Here is a 24175-nt window from a genome sequence, read left to right as displayed (position 1 = left end):
TTTCCATCTCAAATCAGGCATTACAAATAGTCTCCTGGACGAGCAACGACTCATGTAGAGTTTGAAATCAGGCTATACAGAGCAAAACGGCATGCGGAAAATCCGCATGCCGTTTTTTTCATTCTACACCTTCACTATTATCCAGGCAGTACCTGCTCTTCGTTTTTAGTTTTACTCCTTACTTCTTTCAGTCCACGCCAATACGGCTTGTACAGAAAACTATCTTCCCCTAAAGCGCAGAGCTGCTCAAACATTGGTTTGGTTACAGTGAGAGCAAGTATTTCAGGTGGCAGATATTTTCTCATGGAAATATCTGTTGCTCCAATTATCGCTTTTGGCACATCAAGATTTTCAAACATTGTAATCAACTGTCCACAACCTGATCCAAAGGATGAAATTACCGGATGTGTATCAACATCGCTGTTATGGTACTCGCACCCAGTCAGTAAAAACCCCAGTTGATCAGGGTTTACAAAAAAAGTGACAGTTTTCAAATACTGCTGCTGATCATTCTTCAGTGGGCCGATGATAATGTTGCTATTCTCCTTCCTGTACGGTGCCCTTTTCTCCATCCAGCGATTCATTACCGAAGGACTCGACTTAAAGCCCTGCGTTATTGCGAGATAATCAGCATATTCTTTCTGAGGTATCGATTCTATTCCACACAGCCAGTATCCAGCCCCGTTACACCCGTAATTATCTTTACCAAGTAATACGCTATGTCCCTTAAGCCAATTCCTGTAACTCGAAAACACACAACTTCTTGCCTTAATCAATGGTGCAAAAGGTAAGGTTACAGGGGCATCATAAAACCCTAGAACCGGTGTCGTAATACCTGCGATATCCAACAATCTACTTGCATCGAAACCCATACCTTTACCACCTCATCAATTTCAGTTGAATTGAACTACCCTACTGATACACGTTAGCGACTAACGAGTTTCATTCAGAAAACGATGCATTCGATCTAACTCTTCGTTGCTCTCAAAACTTTACCCTCGCAGGTAAACACAGACTCCGATAACGTACATATGGTTGTGGTAGAATTTATAGAGCACCTCAATTTAGATGAACATCCCTCGTTTCAGCATAAAAACTAACCAGAATTTCAGGTCATCCTTGTATTTCATCATGTTTTGATCAGAATTGACACGTTTTTCTCATAACGCCATGAGCGGGTATGGGTTATTAAGGGGGTATTTCACGAATTGGAGTTTTGGTCAAAATTGAGCTTTTTCCAAAAAGCAGGCACAACCATGCACTTGACATCAGGGTCTAAGCTTACCTGCACACATCATTTTCCGGCGTTTTGATAAATTTGAGAAAAGCCGCCATTCCCGGACAGGTTGATGGAATCACTATGCGCTATATGATCTTGGGTAAAGCTTTGATATACTCTTTATATGTCCACTTTTACCCAAGAGATTTATGACCGGAACATTCAAAAATAGCCTGGCTGTTCGTTTTTTACTTACTACTATCCTCATTCTGGCTGCAGCGATGGTCCTTGGCACAACTGTCTCGTCGATCATTACCAATCGTGCAATGGAAGAAGTCGCTCGCACCCAGCTAAAACGACAGGTTGATGATACTATAGGTTTTATCAACACCTGGCTTGAAGCGCAGCGTGCACAAATGGCCAGCATCGGGCGCGAAACTATCTACACAACTGCTTTTGAAGATTCACCAGAAGGCCAAGCGGCACGAAAGGCTGCCGGTGAACGATTTGCCAGGATTGCCCTCTCTGCACCTTTCTTCTACAATCTCAGCCTGCTTGATCTCTCAGGCAAGGCACTTGTTTCAGATCTTCCTGATGAAGATGCAGCCATGTTGCAAGTTCAGGATGAGTATATGAATCGGGCTATTAGTGGAGAGCTTGTAGTAACACAGATCGTGCGCAGTTCAATTTATGAGTCTCCGGTGTTTGGGCTCTATTCAGCAATTTCTGTGGATGGGAAACCTCGAGGCGTACTCTATTTTGAATATTCCCTGCAACCGTTTAACAACCTCTTTATTGACGATCTAAAGGCAGGAAAATCAGGTTTCGCTTTCCTGCTTGATCATACATTTACAATCATATCTCACCCAAATGCTAAACAGCTAGGGAACACCTTTTTCCAAAATGCCGAGTATACCGAAAATCTCAAATCAAAGACTTCTGCGATTCTTGAGTACTCATTTGACGGGATTCCGACAATTGCCTATCCAGGTCGTCTTGAAGATCTCGGATGCACCTTGATATTGAGTGTGCCGTCAGCTGAACATCATTCCGCCTCCGCTCAACTCATACGATTCAACGTTATCATTACTCTGAGCGCCATTCTTGTGTGTATCGTTGCCCTTCTCCTTCTCTGGAGACGCGAAATATCAGGCCCGATCCAGGAACTTTTACGGGGAATACGTGACTTTCGGAATGGAAAGCTCGACAACCCTTTGCAGCCTGCCGTAACGAACGAATTTAATAATGTTGCCCGAAGCTTTAATGCGATGGCAAAAAACATCGAATCTTCAACAGTATCAATACAAGCTCTCAGAGAACAGCAAAATAACCTGCAGACTATTCTTGATTCCATGAGTATCGGAATACTGATTGTTAACCAGAAAGAAAAATTGCAAATGGTTAATGCCGCGCTACTGGCAATATTCGGTACAGAGTGGCAACATACTGATAACAATGCCATAAAAAATAATCAGGATATTCTTCCAGACATTCTAAAAGATCTCTCTGATGCACCGTCCATTGAGAAAGAGTTCATCAACTCTGATGGACGTTTGATACACCTGCTTCGCCTGGTAACACCAATCCGGTTAAGCGGAGAAGATGTATTGCTCGTCACCTTTGTAGATATTAGCGAACAGAAAGAAGCTGAAAAACAGCGAAAGCTTCTTGAGCAGGATCTTGAGACTGCTGGCCGTTTAAAAGCTATAGGCACGCTGGCTGCAGGAGTAGCCCATGAGATTAACACCCCGATTCAATATATAGGCGACAACGTGCGTTTCACCAGAGAAGCTGTTGATGATATTCTCTCGATTCTTTCTCTGTATCAGCAGCTGATTAATTCGCTTGGGGATGTTGAAATGACCTCATCCGTTCGCCAAGATCTGAACACCCTACGTAATAAAGAAGAGGAAGTAGATATTGAATACCTTCTTGAAGAAATCCCGCCAGCCCTTAATCAGGCCCTCTCAGGTATCGAACACGTTGCACGCATTATTGCTGCGATGAAAACATTCTCACATCAGGGTGAAGATAAAATCAGCACGTATGACATCAATGACGGCATTCAAAATACACTGACAATTTCTAGAAACGAGTGGAAACATGTCGCAGAGATCCAAACGTATCTTGACCCGGAATTGCCTTCACCATCCTGTTTCGTTGGTGATATGAATCAGGTTCTTCTGAATCTGATCATTAATGCAGCACATGCCATTGCGGATAAACTGGTAAATGAACCATCCACTCAAGGAACCATTTCGATTCGCACCTTTACCGACGACGAATTTGTCTGTATCACCATATCTGATAATGGCATAGGCATGACTGAGGAAACACAATCACGCGTTTTTGAACCCTTTTTCACCACCAAGGATGTTGGAAAAGGAACAGGTCAGGGGCTTTCACTTGCCCGAAACATTGTTGTCGACAAACATGGAGGAGAACTGCTGGTTGAATCTGAATTTGGGGTCGGTTCAACGATGCAAATCAAATTACCGCTTAATGCGTGATTGCAGCAGAATGCTATAATCTCAGATAAGACACCTCAACATCACGGTAATCCTGTCATTTTTTCTATTATCACACATGTTTTAATGAAATAATCGGTTTAATCGACCTGTCGGACTTATGGTATAGCTAAAGAAAATAACGAGGTGAGACCATGAGAACACACTCTTTAAACACTGTATTTGCACTCTCTTTTATATTTACCTCTGCCCTTCACGCCAATATAGCCATCGCTCAACAGCCGGGAATAACATACAACACAGTAGACGAAGTTGATGATGAACAGGCTAAATGGAACAGCCATATAAATAATCAGGCATACCTGCAGGAACTTGAAGAACGGAGGCGCGTTCAGGCCCAACGCTATCTGTATGGCAATACAACCATTATCATCAACAAAAACGGTAATCGTGACTGTTACAACAGACCATGCGATTCATGGGGAATTCAATATCAATCAGGAGATAGTTCATTTTCCTATCAGGAAGGATATCAACCTACAAAAATCTACCCGATTATCATTGTTCCAAACGCCAGGAAACGATATCACCCAACACCGTATTATGGTCCACCCGCCCGCTCGCCTGGATACCCCAGAGACTGAATCAGTGAGATTTTCTGATAGTATCTTCAGCTTCTTCGAAAGTTTTCATATCTCACAAAAACATTTTACGACAACGTAAACAAAACATAGTGACTGGTGGGCAATCAGTTAGTAAGATTGATTTTTCTGTACTCCATCAATCTGGTTTCCATCCGCAAGGTCAGCATTTTGTTCAAGATTGAGGCGTGTATCATATATTTACCGAAGGCATATATTCGATATTCAATGGATAAAAACATGATACGCAACGCTGAGGTTGAGCAAAAGGATAGTTTTCGGATAGAAACCAACAATCTCAGGAGTTACTAGTGGTTCGTGGAACAATCAAGCTGCAGTTTGTTGTATTCGCGTTAGTATCCGCCTCGTTTACCAATATTTACCTCACGCAACCTATTCTCCCCGTATTGCAGCAGGAGTTTTCGGTCACTCCGGTACAGGTATCTCTCACTGTATCTTCGGTTATTCTTGGTATAGTGCTGTCGAACCTGTTTTTCGGTTATCTGTCAGACAAGTTCTCCATTCATCCTATTCTTCTTGTTGGCGGGCTGTGTGTTGCTGCTGGTGGCGTTGTTTGCGGCATGACTGATGATTTTAATTTTCTTGTTGGTGCACGGCTTTTTCAAGGTCTGTTTATTCCTGCCCTGACCACTAGTATTGCAGCCTACCTTGCAAAGACATTGCCCGGGGAGAGACTCAGCGTAGTCATGGGATCGTATGTTTCCGCTACCGTCCTTGGCGGTTTAGGAGGACGTCTTCTCGGCGGCTGGATTCACCCTCCCCTCCACTGGCGCTATGCATTTTTCTCAGCCTCAACACTGATCCTTGCCACAACCATCCTGGCATACCTATTTTTGCCACGTAATAAGGAAAAAGAGGTAACAACAGCAAATATCAGTTTACTATCGTTACTTAAGCGAAAAGATCTACTGCTCATATTTTTTACCAGTGCCAGCAGTTTTTTGATGTTTTCTCCGGTATTCAATTATCTTCCCTACCGGCTGGCCGGTGATCCGTTCAACTTCTCAACAGAACTTATCACCCTTATTTACCTGGTCTATGTAATGGGCATTTTTCTCGGTCCTGTTGCCGGAAAAATGAGTAACAGGTTTGGCGGCGGCAATGCACTTATAGCAGGTACCATTATACTGGGTATCTCACAGGCTACCCTGCTCATCCCCTCAACAATTGCAATTATATTCGGTCTACTGGGTGTGTGTGCTGGTTTTTTCACCATCCATGCCGTAGCGGTCGGCTTGCTCAATAGAAAGCTTTCCTGTGGACATGGTAAAGCTAATAGTCTCTATGTTCTCTTTTATTATACTGGTGGTTGGGTTGGGATTACCGGGGCCGGGTTTGCTTATCAGCATGCAGAGTGGAGCGGAGTTGTGTTATTTGTTATGTGCTTTCTCATAATTCCGTTTACGACTGGAATCATGGAGAAGCGTGCCGCGTTTCGAGTATAACCTTCCTATCAGCTTCACCAGTTTCCTCGATATCTGACCTCATTGAATCGATGACATACAATGTATATATTAGACACATCGATCAGTACTAATTTTCCTCCCAATCATTTTTATCGTGATCCATCTCCGATGTGATCCTTCATTTGACCAGGAAACACACGCCATCATACCGGTTCAGCGATAACGGATTGTGGAGAGTGTAGAATAGTCCCTTTCTTGACAGTTTGTATTATATCTTGATAGCATTAATACGATCTTGTGCTCTCCTGCAAAGGTTTGTTTTCCCTTTCTTTCAAACAATAAATTATCATGATTCTCCATTGATGATCAAATATACCGGGTTCAGGGATTTGTCATATGTCTCATCAATTTCATGAAAAGTCCTCTTTCTGGAAATATTTTTTCCTGCTCGTACTCCTGATCATAGCTTTTCAGGGTATTTCAGTTTCAGCGGTTGAAACGAACGAAATTACTTCCCGGCAACTTCACTTTTCCCAGATTGGTGAACCGCAAGGATTACATAAACGTACTATTACCTGCGGATTACAAGATCAGCGTGGTTTTCTCTGGTTCGGCTCTGAAGATGGTCTGATTCGCTACGATGGTTACTCCTTCAAAGAGTTTCTCTATAACTCCGAAGATCCGTATTCTCTATCCTCAAACCTGGTCTATGCCCTGGAGGTTGATCGACATGGAACCCTCTGGATTGGTACGGTCGGTGGTGGTCTCAACAAGTATGATGCCTCCACAGACAGGTTCATACGTTATCTAAATGACCCTGAAGATCCGAAATCCCTCTCACATAATGGGGTTGTTGCAATTATGGAGGATTCAAATGGGTATCTCTGGATCGGGACTGAGGGTGGGGGATTAAACAGGCTTGATCCAGATCGTAACGAGTTCACCCGTTTTCAACATAATATGACTGTCCCTGAAAGCCTGGCAAATGATTCAGTATGGCATCTCTATCAGGACTCAAAAGAACGAATCTGGGTCGGGACTTTTGGTGGCGGTCTCGATCTTTTTATGCCTGATAATGAAAATTTCACCCACTATCGCTCTCGCGACGATGATCCAGATACACTGTCGAGTGATATCATTGGGGCCATTTACGAAGACAGTCAAGGCAGGATGTGGATTGGTTCTACCGACGCCGGCCTCAACCGTTTCGATCCGGAAACCGGCAGATCAGTTCGTTATAAGCCCGACGCAGACGTTGCAAATACCATAGGTCATTCGCATGTCTGGAGTATCTATGAAGATGAAGACGGGCTTATATGGATCGGCTCATTTGGCGGTGGTGTTATTCTCTTTGACCCCTCAAAAGAGCAGTTTTCATCAGTTCTGCATAATCCCTCGGTGCCCTCCAGTCTCAGTAATAACTTTGTCTGGTTTATTTTTGAAAGCCGGGATGGTGTACTCTGGGTCGGGACAGACGGCGGTGGATTAAACAAGCTTGTTAGACGTAACATGCTGTTCAATCACCTGATAAGTGATCCCAAAAAAACTGAAGGGTTACGCTACAACGGTATCACCGGCGTAGCAGAAGGGACAGACGGTCTACTCTGGCTGGCAAATGACGGTGGTGGCTTTCAGTACCTTAATCCGACAAGCGGTGACTCTCAAATTTTTCAGCATGAGCCCGGTAATCCAGATAGTCTGGCCAGTGACCTTGCAGAGGCTATTCTTGTAGACAGCCTGGGGGTTGTCTGGGTCGGCACCTATAAAGGGCTCTCAGCGTATAATCCGAAATCAGGTACTTTCAAAACGTACCTGAATGATCCTGCGAATCCGAATTCTCTCTCCGATAACAGAATCTGGGGGCTATTGGAAGACCATCAGGGTTATCTCTGGGTAGGCACCAGAAATGGCCTAAACCGCCTCTCGCCCGATCGAAAAACGATCAACCGCTTTTTCTATTCTCATGAAAATCCCCAGTCTCTCAGCGATAACGGAGTATGGACTGTCTTTGAGGACAGTCGCAAAAACATTTGGGTAGGCACCGATCACGGCCTTAATCGTCTGTTGGCCGATAGCAGCAATTTCGAACACTATTTTGCTATTCCAGGCGATAATACCAGTCTGAGTCACAACAACATAACAGTCATCTATGAAGATCGTGAGAGCAATCTCTGGATAGGCACCAATGGTGGTCTGAACTATTTGAAAGCCGGTGGAAACGTTTTCAGCCAATACACCAGCAGAGACGGGATGATAAGTAATTCCATTCGTGGAATTCTTGAAGATGATGACGGTTCGCTCTGGATAACAACGGTTAAAGGGCTGAGTCACTTTTCGCCAAAGAATAAAACATGTGATAACTTTGATAAGAGTGACGGATTGCAGGGGAGCGAGTTCAGCCGTGCTCATCTTCGAACACATGATGGCCTGATAGTGATTGGCGGGAGAAACGGTATTAATATTTTCAATCCTTCCCGGATCGAACGCAATACCTATGTCCCACCAGTTATATTAACAGCAATCAAACAGCAGAACAGACACATACATCCGGATGATCCACAAAACCAGAAAGGCCTCCACCTGAAATACACAGAGAATTCTATCAGTTTTGAATTCGCGGCTCTTGATTACACTAATCCGCAAAAAAACAATTATGCCTATATCCTTGAGGGTTTTGACAGAGACTGGACGGAAGCCGGCAATCAACGTAACGCTACCTACACCAATCTGGATGGTGGAAAGTACACATTTCGGGTCAAAGGCTCCAACAACCATAACCTCTGGAATGAAGATGGCGTTCGCATCAATCTGGTAGTTACAGATCCGCCCTGGTTGCGGTGGTGGGCCTATCTGCTCTACCTGCTCATAGTGACAGGTTCAGTATTTGGGCTTATGGGATACAAGGCCTATCAGCATAAACGTCGTATGGTAGCAATCCAGAAGATCAACATGGAGCTCGAAAAAGAGGTTCTTGAGCGAGTAAAGGCCGAAGAAGCACTCCATATAAGTGAGCAGCGGCTGAGTATGGCCGTTGATGCCGCTCAACAAGGAATTTGGGAATTTTTTCCTGTTGCAGGAAAAACGTACTTCAGTCCCGCCTGGTTCACCATGCTGGGGTATGAGCCTGATGAGTTTCCTCATACCTATGAAACGTGGTCAAACCTCTTGCATCCTGAGGATCAGCCCTGCATTAAGTTGTATATTGCTCAGTTCCTTGCCGACAGTGCAGATTCATTCAATATAGAATTCCGCATGCGGGCAAAAGATGGCAGGTACAGATGGATTCAGGGTATCGGCAAAACATTCAAACGTGATCACAATGGAAATATTGTCCACATGACAGGACTTCATATTGACGTTACTGATCAAAAAGAGTGGGTCAATAAGCTCGAGTCAAGTGAACGCAGATATCGTGAGCTTTTTAATGAAGCTCCTGTGATGTATGTCATTGTTGAGGACAGAGACGGTGAGGCCTGGATAAGAGATGCCAACAAAACCTTTATTGCGACCCTTGGCTATGAGCAAGATGATGTGCTAAACACTCCGCTGAGCAGGTATTATGCCCCTGATACACGGTCCACGATCTATAAAAATGGAAATTATGAGAAAATTGCTCAGAGAACCTTTTTACCTGAAGAGCAAATCCTGGTAACCCGTAACGGTCAGATAGTGCATACCCTGTTACACGCCTCGCCTGAAGAAACAGAAGACGGAAAGGTTACAGGGATACGGGCAATGTTTCTCGATATTACGTCAAAAAAACAGGCAGAAAAAGAGGCTCAGCGGCTTGAAGCTGCATTGCATCAGTCACGAAAAATGGAGGCAATCGGTACACTTGCCGGGGGCATAGCACATGATTTCAACAATATACTTGCTGCTATCCTCGGATACTGCGATCTGCTCATGATTGAGGTACCGGCAGATTCACCTGTCCATCATAAGCTTAAACAGATTAACCTGGCAGGATTACGGGCAAGAGATCTGGTACAGCAGATCCTCACATTCAGCCGCCAGAACGAACGTCGCCTCGAACCTTTGAACGTTGCCCCACTCATTAAAGAAGCACTGAAATTATTACGATCCACCTTGCCTGTTTCGATTGAAATTGTCACAAATATACAGCCAGATGTTCCCAATATTATCGCGGATCCTACTCAGGTTCATCAAATAATTATGAACCTGTGCACCAACAGTGCCCAGGCCATGCCGGAAGGTGGAAAGATCACAATTACTCTTGATAAGATGCACCTGACTACAAACGATTCACGTCGTCTTCCACATCAGCATCCTGGAGTTTATCTTTCTCTTGTCATTGAGGATTCAGGCCAGGGTATTCCGGAAGAGCATCTACATAATATTTTCACACCATACTTTACGACCAAATCCAAGGCTAAAGGAACAGGTCTTGGGCTTGCCGTGGTGCATGGCATCGTCCAGCACTATGGAGGTTCTATCACTGTACAGAGTAAGTTGAATCAGGGAACTTCTTTTCATATTCGTATACCCGCCACTGTAACGGAACCACTCTCAGAAGGTGGAGAAGTAGTAGTGCCAGCCGGAGACATGGAACATATTCTTTTTGTTGATGATGAACCAATGCTGGTGGATATCGGTAAGAATCTTCTCGGTTCACTGGGATATCAGGTAACAGCTACCACATCATGCAATGAAGCTATTCTGCTGTTTAAAGAAAACCCGCAAAGTTATGATCTGCTTATTTCCGACATCACTATGCCTGAAATGTCTGGAGAAAAGCTAGCTGAGCAGATTAAAGCTATCCGCGCAGACCTTCCGGTACTGTTACTCACAGGATTCAGCGACAAATTGCAGGGACAGACACCTGAAACTCTCGGAGTTGAGGGGTTGATGTATAAACCGGTTGAGAAAAACAGGCTGGCGGAGAGTATTTATAATTTATTGAAAACCTGAAATGCTGGGTGGACAGTCAAGTGTGCGTCAAATTCCTACCACATCAGCTTCAAGTAATACAGGTAGTGTCTACACTCCATCTGAAGGCTATCACGGGAATGTTAAGAGCCATTTGTTCCATGCATCGAGTTATCGCTATTATGATAGTAAAAACTACCCTCTCCTTCGAACTTTCTGTAACACTGAAGACAAATCATTCACCTGGCAGTAGCCAACCTTCTTGAGGAATGTGCCGTCTTCCTTTAGAAAAATCAGCGGATCAGTTGTGCGCTTTACTTCTTCACCACCTACAGTATCGAGCGTGAACATCTTACGGGCTGCCATAACAACACCTTCTTCATTTACTGTAGTCTCCTGGCTTACCGCAACAATTTGTCTGAGTTGCCCAGAAGACACCACCTCAAAATATCCAATAAATTGTTTCATGTCGTGTATACTGCTCCTAATTAAAAAAGGAAGGATCTCAGGCAGACCCTTCCTACAAGAAGAACATGAGGTTGATATGGCAGTATTAACTTCTGGTTCTTCTATCTTGTGTCATTTGGGTAACTACGCCGCAGAGAGTTCAGACTCTTTCTACCGACGTTGACCTGTGGGCAATAGAGATGACATTGCGTGAACCACGAGTATAACTAAAGGTATGATGATTTGTATTACAACAGGCAGTAGCCAGAAGAGCACTATTAACTCATTCACTTGGTGCATGGTTAATCCTCCTTGGACAATGATTTTTTTGGTGAAGAGTAATTGAGTTACAATAAAGCTACCACAAGGTAGGTAGGTTGAAAATGGGCATGATTACTTGGAGGACTGTGGGTATACTACCTATATTTAGTTTTTTTCCACAGTGATTTCAGATTGTTTTCATCGTTGAAACATGTTCGTATGTTGCTAAATTAATTAAACAAAAATAATTAAGCATCTCAACAAGGTCCTGACTGCCCGCACAGTTTGCACAGTGCCTGCGCACCATTACACTTCATAATTTCAAGTTAGCATTCAGAATCAACAAATAGTGAGGAAAATATGCATGACGCTCATTCGTCTCTAACATTTCTGCTTGCAATGTTTGCACCAACCGCACATCCTGACGTGTGCCGCCAAACTGCATTTTTCAATACAAAATCTCTGAGCCCATATCGATAAGGGTACTCCCCGACGCCCCTTTGCACCAATCACAGCTCCAAATGTCCGCAACGAGTTCCTGTCAGTTCTTCAGGTTACCAGCGAGCCTATCAATGCTGTGAACAGGCAGTGTGTCACTTGCTCTTAGATGTGCCGCACAGGCCTTCGGTGCTGGACACTCAGGGGTGCTGGATCGGTAAACTGCTGACTATGATGTAAGTTACCTGCTGTCCTGGCAATGTACTGCCCTCCTGAATGTTTACAGGATGTGTCATGCTTCAAGTGTCCAACACTGCCAAAACGATCCGTTACATCGTCTCAAGCATTAAGCAATTGACTTTTCTGGACACAAAAGAATGCGAACATAGTGCAACAGCTTGAGTGTCACAGAAGGTATACTCTTTTGCAGGTAGGATTACGGACCACCATAAGATAAATAGCAAATCCTTATACGCACACCTTAGAGCAAAACATGCAGAGCTGCAGGAACTGAATTATGAACCAATCAAAAATTAACCGTTTCTATTTTATTAAATAGAATGATTTCGATCAAATACAAAAATGGCGCAACCATCACTGATGATTGCGCCATTTTAATCTGGTGCGGAGGTCGAAATCGATACTGGACTAAAGCGCCACTGCTGGATTTAGCCAACGAATCAAAAGCTGATTAAAAAACGCCTACCACTCACACTTCGGATTTAATACTGTCCACTCTGAACCTAATATTGATTTCTCAAATACCGCGCCTGTATATGCTCTAGGAAGTAACCAGGATTAGTTCCCTCTCCCGTTGCCTGGATTATGATATCCTGCGAATCCAAGGTACTCGCTTTTGACCAGATAGCCTTCTGCAGCCAGTTACGAATAAAGCCGATGTCACCTTGAGCGAGCTTCTCCTGCCATTCTGGATGTTCTTTCTTTATTGCAGCAAACAACTGGGCACTATTTAACGCACCAAGTGTATATGATGGGAAATAGCCGAAGGAACCGTCTGTCCAATGGATATCCTGCAAGCATCCGTCCGCATAGTTATCTTTTGTGGAAAGCCCCATGTACTTCTTCATCTTCTCATCCCACAGTTCAGGGATATCATCTGGCTCAAGGGTACTGTTCATGAGGCTGCTCTCAATCTCAAAGCGTAGGATTACATGCAGCGGATAGGTAACCTCATCAGCTTCAACCCGAATAAGGCTCGGTTGAACCCGTTTGCTTGCATGCCAGATTTCTTCTGCCGAAAAGCGTTTTGCATCAGGAAGATATGAATGAACTGACTGAGCAAAAAACTGGGTAAACGGGCTTGACAGAAAAATCTGTTTTTCAAATAACAGACTCTGACTCTCATGTAGGCACATATTCCGTGCATTACCTACAGGCAAATCGGCCCACTCTTCAGGTAATCCGGCTTCGTAACTAGCGTGGCCGGTTTCATGCGCTGTCCCCTGCAGTGCATCGGCAAAATCAGTATCACGAAAACGGGTTGTAATTCGCTGATCGCCTGTGTCTCCGGTACTAAATGGATGCATGCTCACATCCAGACGACCAGCCTCAAAATTAAAGCCCAGAACCTTCATCAATTTCTCGTTGAGTTGCTTCTGGGCATCAATGGGATAACTGCCCCTTAACGAAACTGTCTCGTTTTGTTGGCTGATAACTTCTTCGATCAGTCCCGGTAAGGTGGTCTTTAATTGATCAAACGTCTTTTTAATAAATTCACTGCTGTCTCCGGTACAATACAGATCGAGCAATGCGTCGTAAGGTGTCGGAAATCGTTCGGGCTTTACAGCCTGACGCGCCTGCGCTTCTTCCCTGGAGAGATTTACCACTTCTCTAAAATTGGATAGAAAACCTTTCCAATCGTTCTCTTTTCTTTGGGTTCGCCAGCCATGTTCACACTTTGAGCCAGCAAGAGATTGCGCTTTTACAAGTGTAGAGGGCAGACATACTGCCTGACGCCAGGTACGCTCCATCTCAAGAAGACTTCGCTGCAGTGAAGGTTCTGTAACCTGTCCCTGCGCAGTATCTATCAGCTCGCCCATCTCCGGCTCTGTCAGCATCTCATGGTGCATGGAAGCCAGCTCTGCAATTGACTTTGATCTGGTATCATTGCCTGCAGCTGGCATCATCACAAGTTGATCCCATTGTAAAAAGGTCATTGCATGTTCCAGCCGTGAAAGTCGCTGAAATTTTTCTACCAGTTTTGCATATGCATCCTTTGACATGGTTTCTCCAGTGTAAATGGTGTTCGAATTATAAATGGTTACATGCGATGATCAAAGTATATCACCACAAATTAAAATGTGTACAAGCCCGTATTTCTTAAACCGAAAATTTTACCTGATTCCCGCTCTAAAAAGACAGGAGACCGATTTCTTTTCTCAAAAGACATGAAAATACATCAGTCCCCTCACACTATGGCAGCAACCACATCTCTTTCCAGAATCAAAGCTGATAAGCATTTGTATAAAACGATTAAGAAAAATGGGAAATCATAAAAAGTACCAAACAACAAAGGGGGATGACAGTATTACCCGTCATCCCCCTTTTTAAGCTGTCCTGCGTTTTGAAATCGTAGTTCTACAAACCTATCTGGTCGGCAATTTCCTGCATGGCCACAAGGCTCAATTCGCAAAAATCAGCGAGTGGAATATCAATCAACTCACACTCTGCGATGATTTCCCGGTTTGCTCCACGCGCAAAAGCTTTTTCTTTATAACGTTTACGCACAGATTTGGCTTTTACAAATGAGAGCTGTTTTTCAGGCCGTACCAGAGCGGAAGCAATAACCAACCCTGTGATTGTCTCTCCCGCTGCCAGTGCATGATGAAGTCTGGTGGTACGTGCTTCACCTGGGTAAGCTTCGAGGTTATGCAATCTAATGGCTTCAATTATTTCAGCATCGACACCTTTATCCTGAAGAACAGTAACAGTTCTTGTGGTATGGGTCGCCAGATCAGGCTCAAGCTCAGCATCAAGATCGTGTAGCAGTCCGGTCAATCCCCACTTCTCAACATCTTCATCAAGACGTTTGGCTATTGCGCGTAATACCGCCTCAGCCGCCAATGAATGATTAACAAGGTTCTCATTCTTTATGTGGTCTTTGACCAGCGCTAAAGCTTCATCCCTTTCAATACCGTATCCCATAACCTGCTGCTCCGTTCAATGACTTGATTATGCTATAAAGTTCGGCCTAGAATGATACTACCTAATATTTCAACCCGACGCGGTCCCGAACCAGATCCAAAGTGACTACAGCTTTCTCACGTGCTTTGTCAGCACCTTTCGCGAGAATTGCCTTCAATTCGGCAGGATCTGACAAAAATTCAGCCTTTTTCTTTCTGGCATCAGAATATTTTTCATTCAACAGATCAAGCAGCTCCAGCTTTAGATATCCGTACGCAGCGCCACCATTTACATAAAGGCCACGGATTTCCTTCATACGCTCAGGAGTCGCGAAAAGCTTCAAGAGGCTGTAGAGATTACAGTTATCAGGGTCTTTGGGATCTTCAACCGGTGTTGCGTCGGTCTCAATTGCCATAACCCGTTTCTTTAACTGCTTACCTTCAAGGAAGATGGGAATGGTATTACCATAGGATTTGGACATTTTCTGTCCATCAAGCCCGGGTACAATCGCAGTGGTCTCACTGATTGCAGGCTCAGGAATCACAAAGGTATGACCAAACTCATTGTTAAACTTCTGGGCCAGATCGCGTGCAACTTCCAGATGCTGTTTCTGATCTTTTCCAACCGGTACCCTATCTGCCTGATACAAAAGAATATCAGCCGCCATCAGCACAGGATAAGAAAAAAGACCATGGCTCGCGGTAATGCCTTTAGCAACCTTATCTTTATAAGAATGACAACGCTCAATGAGCCCCATCGGTGCAATTGTGGAGAGTACCCATGTCAGTTCACAGACCTCAGGAACATCTGACTGGACCCAGAAGATGCATTTATCAGGATCAAGCCCCAGCGCCAGGAAATCCGCAGCGGCTTCGAGTGTGCCGGTAGCTAATCTCTCCCGGTCATGGACCGAGGTAAGTGCGTGAAGATCGACAATAAATACGTAAAGTTCGGAACTATCCATTTGCGAAATCATCTGCTGCATCATTCCGAAATAGTTTCCAATATGCAGCTGCCCGGAGGGTTGTATGCCTGATAATACTTTCATGATATTGCGAGTAGTTATGTGTTATTTGAAAGGGATGATGTAAATACGAGAACCCGAACACCATACCGTAAAAACAAAAAAAAAGGGAGTAAGGAAAAGTTATTTCCTTACTCCCTGCGTTTTTTAGCTATTCCCCTTCCGGGGGATAACTACAGACTTATTTTACTTCTTCGTAGTCTGCGTCAACAACATCATCGTCGTCCTTCTTAGGTCCGCCTGCAGCGCCGCCAGCACCACCCGCTCCACCTGCGCCGCCTGCTCCATCAGGGTTATCCTTAGAAGCCTGCGCATACATGAGTTCTGCGAGTTTGTGAGATGCTGCGGTAAGAGCATCGACTGCAGTCTTGATTGCTTCAATATCGTCGCTGTCAATTACCTTCTTAACGTTCTCAATCTCTTTTTCAACGTTGCCCTTGGTCTCTTCATCAACCTTATCACCCAAATCTTTCAGGCTCTTTTCGGTTGCATGAACCATGGCATCCGCCTGGTTACGGGTCTCGATCAGCTCTTTACGCTTCTTATCATCTTCAGCGTGAAGTTCTGCATCCTTGGTCATCTTCTCAATTTCTTCCTCGGTCAGACCTGAAGAAGCAGTGATGCGGATTGACTGCTCTTTACCGGTTCCGAGATCTTTTGCAGAAACGTGAAGGATACCGTTCGCATCAAGATCAAAAGCAACCTCAATCTGCGGAACACCACGAGGAGCAGCAGGAATATCAGACAGCTCAAATTTACCGATTGTCTTGTTATCCTGTGCCATCTCACGCTCACCCTGGAGCACGTGGATGGATACCGCAGGCTGATTGTCAGCAGCGGTGGAGAACACCTGGCTTTTCTTGGTAGGAACGGTTGTGTTCTTCTCGATCAGTTTGGTGGTAATTCCACCAAGGGTCTCGATACCAAGAGAGAGCGGAGTTACGTCGAGCAGCAGAACGTCTTTAACGTCACCCTGCAGAACGCCACCCTGAATTGCAGCACCTACAGCTACAACCTCATCTGGGTTAACACCTCTGTTTGGCTCTTTACCAAAGATCTCTTTTACTTTTTCCTGAACCTTAGGCATACGGGTCATACCACCAACCAGAATTACCTCGTCGATTTCAGATGCGGTAAGACCGGCATCCTTGATCGCAGTAATACAAGGCTGAACTGTTCGCTCGATAAGATCAGCAACCAGGTTCTCGAATTTTGCACGACTCAGTTTCAGATTGAGATGTTTAGGACCTGAAGCATCTGCAGTGATAAACGGCAGGTTGATATCGGTCTCTTTTGTGGTAGAAAGTTCCATCTTGGCTTTCTCAGCTTCTTCTTTAAGACGCTGAAGAGCCATTTTGTCGCCACGAAGATCGATTCCCTGCTCACGCTTAAACTCATCAGCAAGCCAGTTAACAATACGCATATCGAAATCTTCACCACCAAGAAACGTATCACCGTGGGTGGATTTAACCTCGAATACACCGTCACCGATTTCAAGAATGGAAACGTCGAAAGTACCGCCACCAAGATCGAATACCGCGATTTTCTCTTCGCCTTTCTTATCAAGACCATAAGCAAGAGAAGCTGCGGTTGGCTCGTTGATGATACGCTGAACATTCAAACCAGCGATCTTACCAGCATCTTTTGTTGCCTGACGCTGAGCATCATTGAAGTATGCAGGTACAGTTACAACGGCATCAGTAACTTCTTCGCCAAGGTACTCTTCAGCGGTCTGCTTCATTTTAGCAAGTACCATAGCTGAGATCTCAGCCGGACGGTACACTTTGCCTTCAACCTCAACAGATACACTACCGTTGGTGCCTTCAACAATTTTAAACGGGCTGATTTCAGCAGATCGCTTTACCTCTGCATCAACAAACTTGCGACCAACGAGACGCTTAATAGCGTACAGGGTTCGTTCTGGATTTGTAACCGCCTGACGCTTTGCAACCTGACCAACAAGTCGCTCGCCGCTATCAGTAAAAGCAACAACGGACGGTGTGGTCCTGTTACCTTCTGAGTTGGCGATTACTTTAGGATCGCCACCTTCCATAATTGCCACACATGAGTTGGTAGTTCCCAAATCAATTCCAATAATCTTACCCATGTCTCTTTCTCCTTGTATATCAATCTAAATCGGACTGTTTCTTATTTCCGAGAATCCTCAAATAATTTCATCAAAATCTGCTTTCATCAACCTCTTCTAAAGTGGTCATGTTCCTTTCTTTGTCAAGAGAGATCAGCAAATTTTTCAAGCTATACAATACCTTTTCAACTTTCAGCTTTACCGGATGACACAATCACCTTGGCAGCCCGCAGAAGACGATCCTTGTAGTAGTATCCCTTCTCGAATTCATTTACTACATGACTTGCTGGAATGGTGTCGCTTGCCTCCATGGTGAGCGCTTCCTGATGATTAGGATCAAACGGCTCGCCTACAGATACTACAGGCTTTACTTCAAATTTTTCTAGTGTGTTCACAAGGCTCTTCAAGGTGAGCTGAACACCCTCCAGAAGACCTTTAAAATTGGCCTCGGCCTCTTCTACCTCATCGCAATGAGCTATAGCACGTTCGAGGTTATCGACAACCGGCAGGATCTCTTTGAAGATCTGCTCACCGGAGTATTTGAGCATCATTGAGCGCTCACGCTCCATCCGCTTCTTAAAATTTTCCGAGTCAGCAGCCATCCTCAACATCTTGTCACGTAGTTCATCTGCCTCTGCACGGGCAGCAGCAAGTTCCTGCTCCAGATCCGGCTCTACTTCTTCCGGCTCCATTTCAGCAGTTTCTGTAGCAGATGCTACTTCTTCAGCGTCGATATCAGCTTCGATATTTTCATTTTCGTCCTGAAGATCATTGTCCATTTTGTCCTTGCTCACCGATTCCTCCAATCTCTCTTCCCTAAATAATCTCTTAGTATCGGTTGAACGCCGAATCAGGCCATCCACCGGATCACTTCAAAAACCTGTGCGAACAATAAGTAGAGTATGAGCAATGTCAAGATTTGTCAGACAAGATAATAGTAAAAATTTTCCTTTGGAACCTCTATGAGTTAGCACAGCATTAAAATAACGAGAGTCTATTTTTATGCAGCTGTAATCACCTGCGCAAAACTGCTCAAAGCCTAAGATTGGACAGATGCCTGTCTAAAGCACTCAAAAAACCACCGAGGTTGTGAGAAAACTGTAGCAGGGATCATTCCTCATCATATTTATTTAATTTGTTCTGCAAGGTTTTGCGGGTAATGCCCAGACGCCGGGCAGCTTCACTTTTATTGCCTTCGGTTTTTGCCAACGTCTCTATCACAAGCCGTTTTTCAGCTTCATAGAGCGAAGCCGGTTCGGTATCTGCTTCAGGGGCGGACTGTCGCTTATAATTTTGAACAGAAAGCGGCAGACTCTTCTGGGTAAGCTGGTCGCCGCGCATCAGAATAATTCCGCGTTCAATGGCGTTTTCCAACTCCCGCACATTACCTGGCCACGGGTAGCTGTTTAAGGCCTCCATGCATTCAGGAATCACACTCTGCACAGATCTTCTGTTTTTTTCGGCAAATTTCCTGACGAAATGGTTAACCAGTAATGGAATATCTCCTGCTCTTGTGCGTAAAGGTGGCACTTCCAGCATAACTACATTAAGCCGATAATAGAGATCTTCTCTGAAATTTCCGGTCTTCACTTCGTCTTCAAGATTTCTGTTAGTTGCGGCGATTATCCGCACGTCAACCTGAATAGTTTTCTCACCTCCGACACGCTGTAGCTCATGTTCCTGAAGTACTCGCAGCAGTTTCACCTGCATCGCCTGTGAGGTTTCTCCAATCTCATCGAGAAACAATGTGCCGCCATCCGCCTGGACAAATTTCCCATCACGTTCGCGGTCAGCACCGGTAAAAGCACCTTTTTCATGGCCGAACAGTTCTGATTCCAGCAGACTCTCTGCCAATGCTGCGCAATTCACCTTGATAAAGGGCCCGCCTTTGCGCTCGCTATTACTATGTAACGCCTCCGCAACAAGTTCCTTGCCTGTCCCTGACTCTCCATAAACCAGTACAGTTGCTTCTGTCGGGGCAACGTACGATATCATCTCAAGGAGTTCCTGCATCTTTGGTGATTCACCTATAATTCCGGTTTGCAGGGTGGTCTGTTGCTCTCGCGGCTGCTGTTTTTTCTCGGTCACTTGACGATGATCCACCGCCCGCTCAAGAGCCAGCCGTAAACGATCAAAATCGAGGGGTTTTGTCAGATAATCGTGTGCGCCCTCGCGGATCATAATTACAGCATCATCCACTGAGGAATATGCAGTCATCAGGATCACAGGAAGCGCTGGCCGCATTGCATGAATTTTATGAAATGCCTCCCGGCCATCCATCTTCACCATGCGAATATCCATCAGCACAGCATCATAATTGTGTTTCTCGACTGCGGCGACAGCAGTGGTCCCATCATCAGCTTCTATACAGCGCCACCCCCACTCCTTCAGCATAGAGCTGAGCATATAGCGGTGAACCTGTTCATCATCTACAATTAATACTGTTGTCTGCTGACTTGCCACGCACCTGTCCTCTGAATGGTAAAATTTAACTGGCTGTAATAGGAGTTTGTCGGATTGAACACTTCAATTCCACACCAAATATGTGTTTATCCCATGTGAAATGCAAGACAAATTGTTTGGATGTGGTCAGTATCCATACCTCAAACAGATTCATATGGAGTAAATAATGACGTTAGCCCCGAAGTTTCCGCTCATCACGATTTTAGAAACGTATCTCTCCCCCTTTGAGTAGCCAGCCTGCTATTTCTGCGTGCCTGTGTTAAGACTGGGCAATACGCAGGAGGATTAGGGTTAGACAATCCACGTCCGGTATATTATGTAGAACCTCGTACTCTAAATTATGCTGTATTAGCACTACTGGCTGTCTACAGCATCGGTCGACTGGCCGGACTCACACTTATACTCCACTCGTTTCTATTTTTAAAATGAATAAACATTCTGTTACAATTGAAAAAGTCATTAAGGGCGGTTACGGGTTAGGTAAACTCAGTGATGGCCGCAGGGTGATGATACCGCGCACTCTGCCGGGTGAAGTAGTTACGTTCAAAACAATAGATGACAAGAAAACCTACCTGCTCGGTAAACTTCTCAGCGTTGATAAAAAAAGCGATTCCAGAATCACTCCTCCCTGCAGGTATTACAAAGTCTGTGGTGGTTGTGATATCCAGCATTGCAGTTACGAAGAACAACTCCGCATTAAAACAGATATCGTCATTAACAATCTGACAAGACAACAGTCCGAAATTCTCACAGAATACGCAAACACTATCGTCCTGCCCACCCTTCCGTCACCTGAAACATTTCATTACAGGCAACGCATCAGGTTGTGGGTGGATGAATACCAAAATTGCGGTTTCAGAAAGCATAAGAGCCATGAAATTGTCCCGATTTCAGAATGTGCCATCGCAGGCAAAGAGATAAACGAAACGCTTGCTGAACTTAATAACCACCAAGCATTTCAAGACCTGCTTAACCATTCTTCAGAGGTGGAATTACTCTGGCATCCGGCTACAGGTAAGGTAACAGCCCTGCTTCATTACACCAGAAAACCCCGTCCGACAGATTTTAAATACGCAGCAGAACTGTGCACAGATATAGAGTCACTTGAACGGCTCTTTTTTCAGGGCGAAGCATTTCCGCTGACTGTCGGTGCTCCTGCAGAATGTAGTAAAAAAATGCAGATAATATATGAGGATCTAACTGCATACCCATCACCACTGTCTCTTTCGTGGGAAGTGGGAGGCTTCTGCCAGGTTAATCTTCAACAGAATAAACAGCTGATTGATCTCGTGCTCCAATATGCTGATATTCAAAAAGATGAGACTGTCCTGGATCTCTTCTGCGGATCAGGCAATTTCTCTATCGCACTTGCAGCAGCGGCAAAATCATTGACCGGCATTGAAGGTCAGGGAGCAGCAATTCGAAGTGCAAAAGCCAACGCATCCACTGCCGGACTCACTAACACGACTTTCAAAAAAAGCCCGATACACAAGGCATGCAATGATCTTGTTGCCGCCGGAGAATCTTTTGATTGTCTGGTAGTTGACCCGCCACGGCAAGGCATGCCTGGTCTTGCAAAGCAGATTGCATCCCTGTGTATAAAACGTATGGTCTATATATCGTGTGACCCCGCAACACTGAGCCGCGACATTGCAGATCTTACCGGCACAGGATTTTCAGTTATCCAAATACAACCTGTTGATATGTTTCCGCAGACACACCATATCGAAACCGTTGTGCTACTTGAAAAGAATTGACAGATTGAGAGTTTCCCGTTACTTCCTTAGGATAGTTTTCATCCTCTCTGTGATTATTTTTTCCTGATCGATATTAGCGCCATGTTTACCACAGGAACGCACGGGATATATTTCTGCTTTTTAGAGTAGAAAAAGATATCCGCAATATCACCGGAAATCATATTACAATGAATAGATTTTGGCTGGAAACACAAACAGTGTTTAACATATAGGCGTTATTACCTGCGGCAGATATCTGCCGCTTTTTTTATAGATCAGTTTCTATCCCGAAATGAGCTGCTAAACAGCTTCATGGTATACCAAACCATGGCCGCTTACTCTTTCCTGATAAACTCTCAATCTTCTGATCGTTACACCCCTACTTACAGAAACGACTACCATGAGCAAAGACAACCAGACTCTGCAACAACGACGTGAAAAAGCCGAAGCCCTTGAAGAATTAGGTGTAAAACTCTACAGCAACCATTTTAAACCTGCGAATATAGTCACAGAACTGCTCCCCTTAGGTGAGCATCTTGAAGCGCAGCAGCATGATGAAAGCGGTAAATCCTATTCTGTAGCAGGCCGCGTAATGTCCATGCGCAAATTCGGTAAGGCTGCATTTGTTCATCTCGCAGACAGAAGTGGTCGTATTCAGATCTATCTGAAAAAAGACCTGCTGGGTGATGAGGAGTTCGCCAAATTCAAGAAGTGGGATATCGGCGATATCATCGGCATTGAAGGAACGCTCTTTAAAACCAAAGTTGGTGAGCTTTCTGTTCAAGCAAGTTCAATCAACATGATCTCAAAATCGATGCGTCCACTGCCTGAGAAGTTCCATGGACTTACTGATGTTGAGACACGTTACAGACAACGCTACGTTGACCTCATTGTTACCCCTGAATCTCGTGAGACATTTAGAAAACGTGTTGAGATTATCCGACTGGTTCGTGAATACCTCAACAATCTCGGATTCATGGAAGTTGAAACTCCAATGATGCAGCCTGTACCTGGTGGCGCTACTGCAAAACCTTTTCAGACACATCATAACGCTCTGAATATGGACTTATTCCTCCGTATCGCCCCTGAGCTTTACCTCAAGCGACTTCTTGTCGGTGGGTTTGAGCGCGTCTTCGAGATCAACCGTAACTTCAGAAATGAAGGACTCTCCACCAGGCACAACCCTGAGTTCACCATGCTTGAGTTTTACCAGGCGTATGCGACCTATGAAGAGCTGATGGACCTGACCGAAGATATGATTTCTAAAATCTGTAACAAAGTAAATGGTTCAATGCAGATTGAGTATCAGGGTACACCTGTAAATCTTGCTCCACCATGGAAACGTCTTACCATGGATGAAGCTCTTGTAGAGGTTGCAGGTATCAATGCGGAACTCTTAAAAGATGACGCTGCTGTTCTGGCGCTTGCCAAAGAAAAAGGTATTCAGCTTGAAGATATGGCTGGCCCGGGCAAGGCGAAGACAGAACTCTTTGAATTGCTCGTAGAAGAGAAACTTATTGATCCGACCTTTATTACCTCCTACCCTACAGAGGTTTCACCGCTTGCACGAAGAAACGAAGAAGATCCAACCGTAACTGACCGCTTCGAACTCTTTATAACCGGTCGTGAATTGGCTAATGCATTCTCTGAGCTTAATGATCCGGTAGATCAGCGTGGCCGGTTTGAAAAGCAGATCAATGAACGTGGCAACGACGATGAAATTCATCCTGTACTTGATGAAGATTACCTCCGCGCCCTTGAATATGGTATGCCATCGGCTGCCGGTGAAGGAATCGGTATAGATCGCCTTGTAATGCTGCTCACAGACGCTCCGTCTATTCGTGACGTCATCCTCTTCCCGCATCTGAAACCTGAAGTCAGCAGCAGAGAGCAGGAAAAAAACCAGGACGACCAGCAGAAAGAGACAGAATAAT

14 protein-coding genes are annotated in these 24175 nt (G+C 44.7%); 6 read left to right on the top strand and 8 right to left on the bottom strand.

The window, feature by feature from the left end:
• Positions 1-137 precede the first annotated feature (137 nt).
• On the bottom strand, positions 138-872 hold the full coding sequence (locus FCL46_RS06080; protein WP_136805482.1) for a DUF169 domain-containing protein: 735 nt from the start codon (positions 870-872) through the stop codon (positions 138-140).
• 556 nt (positions 873-1428) lie between these two features.
• Between FCL46_RS06080 and FCL46_RS06075 the strand changes: the two genes are divergently transcribed.
• The 4 genes from FCL46_RS06075 to FCL46_RS06060 all read left to right on the top strand — a co-directional run bounded on the left by FCL46_RS06075 (position 1429) and on the right by FCL46_RS06060 (position 10684).
• Entirely contained in the window at positions 1429-3729 is a 2301-nt protein-coding gene (locus FCL46_RS06075) for a PAS domain-containing sensor histidine kinase (RefSeq protein ID WP_136805481.1), read from the top strand.
• A 152-nt stretch (positions 3730-3881) separates the two neighbouring features.
• Positions 3882-4331 (top strand): hypothetical protein, encoded by a 450-nt coding sequence (locus tag FCL46_RS06070; protein ID WP_136805480.1) that lies wholly within the window; start codon positions 3882-3884, stop codon positions 4329-4331.
• A 308-nt stretch (positions 4332-4639) separates the two neighbouring features.
• Positions 4640-5794 carry an MFS transporter gene (locus FCL46_RS06065; RefSeq protein WP_136805479.1) on the top strand — a complete coding sequence of 385 codons (1155 nt, stop codon included), beginning with the start codon at positions 4640-4642 and terminating at the stop codon, positions 5792-5794.
• Positions 5795-6151: 357 nt separating this feature from the next.
• The gene (locus tag FCL46_RS06060; RefSeq protein WP_136805478.1) at positions 6152-10684 is read left to right on the top strand and encodes a two-component regulator propeller domain-containing protein; all 4533 of its coding nucleotides are present in this window, start codon (positions 6152-6154) and stop codon (positions 10682-10684) included.
• Between the two features lie 153 nt (positions 10685-10837).
• Here the strand turns inward: FCL46_RS06060 and FCL46_RS06055 are convergent, their stop codons facing one another.
• The 7 genes from FCL46_RS06055 to FCL46_RS06025 form a co-directional block, all read right to left on the bottom strand.
• The gene (locus FCL46_RS06055; protein ID WP_136805477.1) at positions 10838-11110 is read right to left on the bottom strand and encodes a hypothetical protein; all 273 of its coding nucleotides are present in this window, start codon (positions 11108-11110) and stop codon (positions 10838-10840) included.
• Positions 11111-12531: 1421 nt separating this feature from the next.
• Positions 12532-14031, bottom strand: a complete 1500-nt coding sequence (locus FCL46_RS06050) for a carboxypeptidase M32 (RefSeq protein ID WP_136805476.1) — start codon at positions 14029-14031, stop codon at positions 12532-12534.
• Positions 14032-14386: 355 nt separating this feature from the next.
• Positions 14387-14953: an HD domain-containing protein gene (locus FCL46_RS06045; protein WP_136805475.1), complete on the bottom strand. Its 567-nt coding sequence runs from the start codon at positions 14951-14953 to the stop codon at positions 14387-14389.
• A 61-nt stretch (positions 14954-15014) separates the two neighbouring features.
• Entirely contained in the window at positions 15015-15980 is a 966-nt protein-coding gene (trpS, locus tag FCL46_RS06040) for a tryptophan--tRNA ligase (protein ID WP_136805474.1), read from the bottom strand.
• 157 nt (positions 15981-16137) lie between these two features.
• Positions 16138-18063 carry a molecular chaperone DnaK gene (gene dnaK / locus FCL46_RS06035; RefSeq protein ID WP_136805473.1) on the bottom strand — a complete coding sequence of 642 codons (1926 nt, stop codon included), beginning with the start codon at positions 18061-18063 and terminating at the stop codon, positions 16138-16140.
• 164 nt (positions 18064-18227) lie between these two features.
• The gene (locus FCL46_RS06030; protein ID WP_228723338.1) at positions 18228-18836 is read right to left on the bottom strand and encodes a nucleotide exchange factor GrpE; all 609 of its coding nucleotides are present in this window, start codon (positions 18834-18836) and stop codon (positions 18228-18230) included.
• Between the two features lie 316 nt (positions 18837-19152).
• Positions 19153-20448: a sigma-54-dependent transcriptional regulator gene (locus FCL46_RS06025; RefSeq protein WP_136805633.1), complete on the bottom strand. Its 1296-nt coding sequence runs from the start codon at positions 20446-20448 to the stop codon at positions 19153-19155.
• Between the two features lie 482 nt (positions 20449-20930).
• On the opposite strand from FCL46_RS06025, the gene rlmD reads away from it, so the two are divergent.
• Together rlmD and lysS are read left to right on the top strand one after the other, a co-directional pair.
• Complete coding sequence (gene rlmD, locus FCL46_RS06020) at positions 20931-22262, top strand: 23S rRNA (uracil(1939)-C(5))-methyltransferase RlmD (RefSeq protein ID WP_136805472.1); 1332 nt, start codon at positions 20931-20933, stop codon at positions 22260-22262.
• Positions 22263-22641: 379 nt separating this feature from the next.
• Positions 22642-24174, top strand: coding sequence for a lysine--tRNA ligase (lysS, locus tag FCL46_RS06015; RefSeq protein ID WP_136805471.1), 1533 nt, complete (start codon positions 22642-22644; stop codon positions 24172-24174).
• The last annotated feature ends 1 nt before the right edge of the window (position 24175 follow it).

It is taken from the genome of Desulfosediminicola flagellatus (genome assembly GCF_005116655.2).
GTDB classification, from domain to species: Bacteria; Desulfobacterota; Desulfobulbia; order Desulfobulbales; family Desulfocapsaceae; genus Desulfopila; species Desulfopila flagellata.
This window is presented reverse-complemented; position numbering and strand designations above follow the sequence as displayed.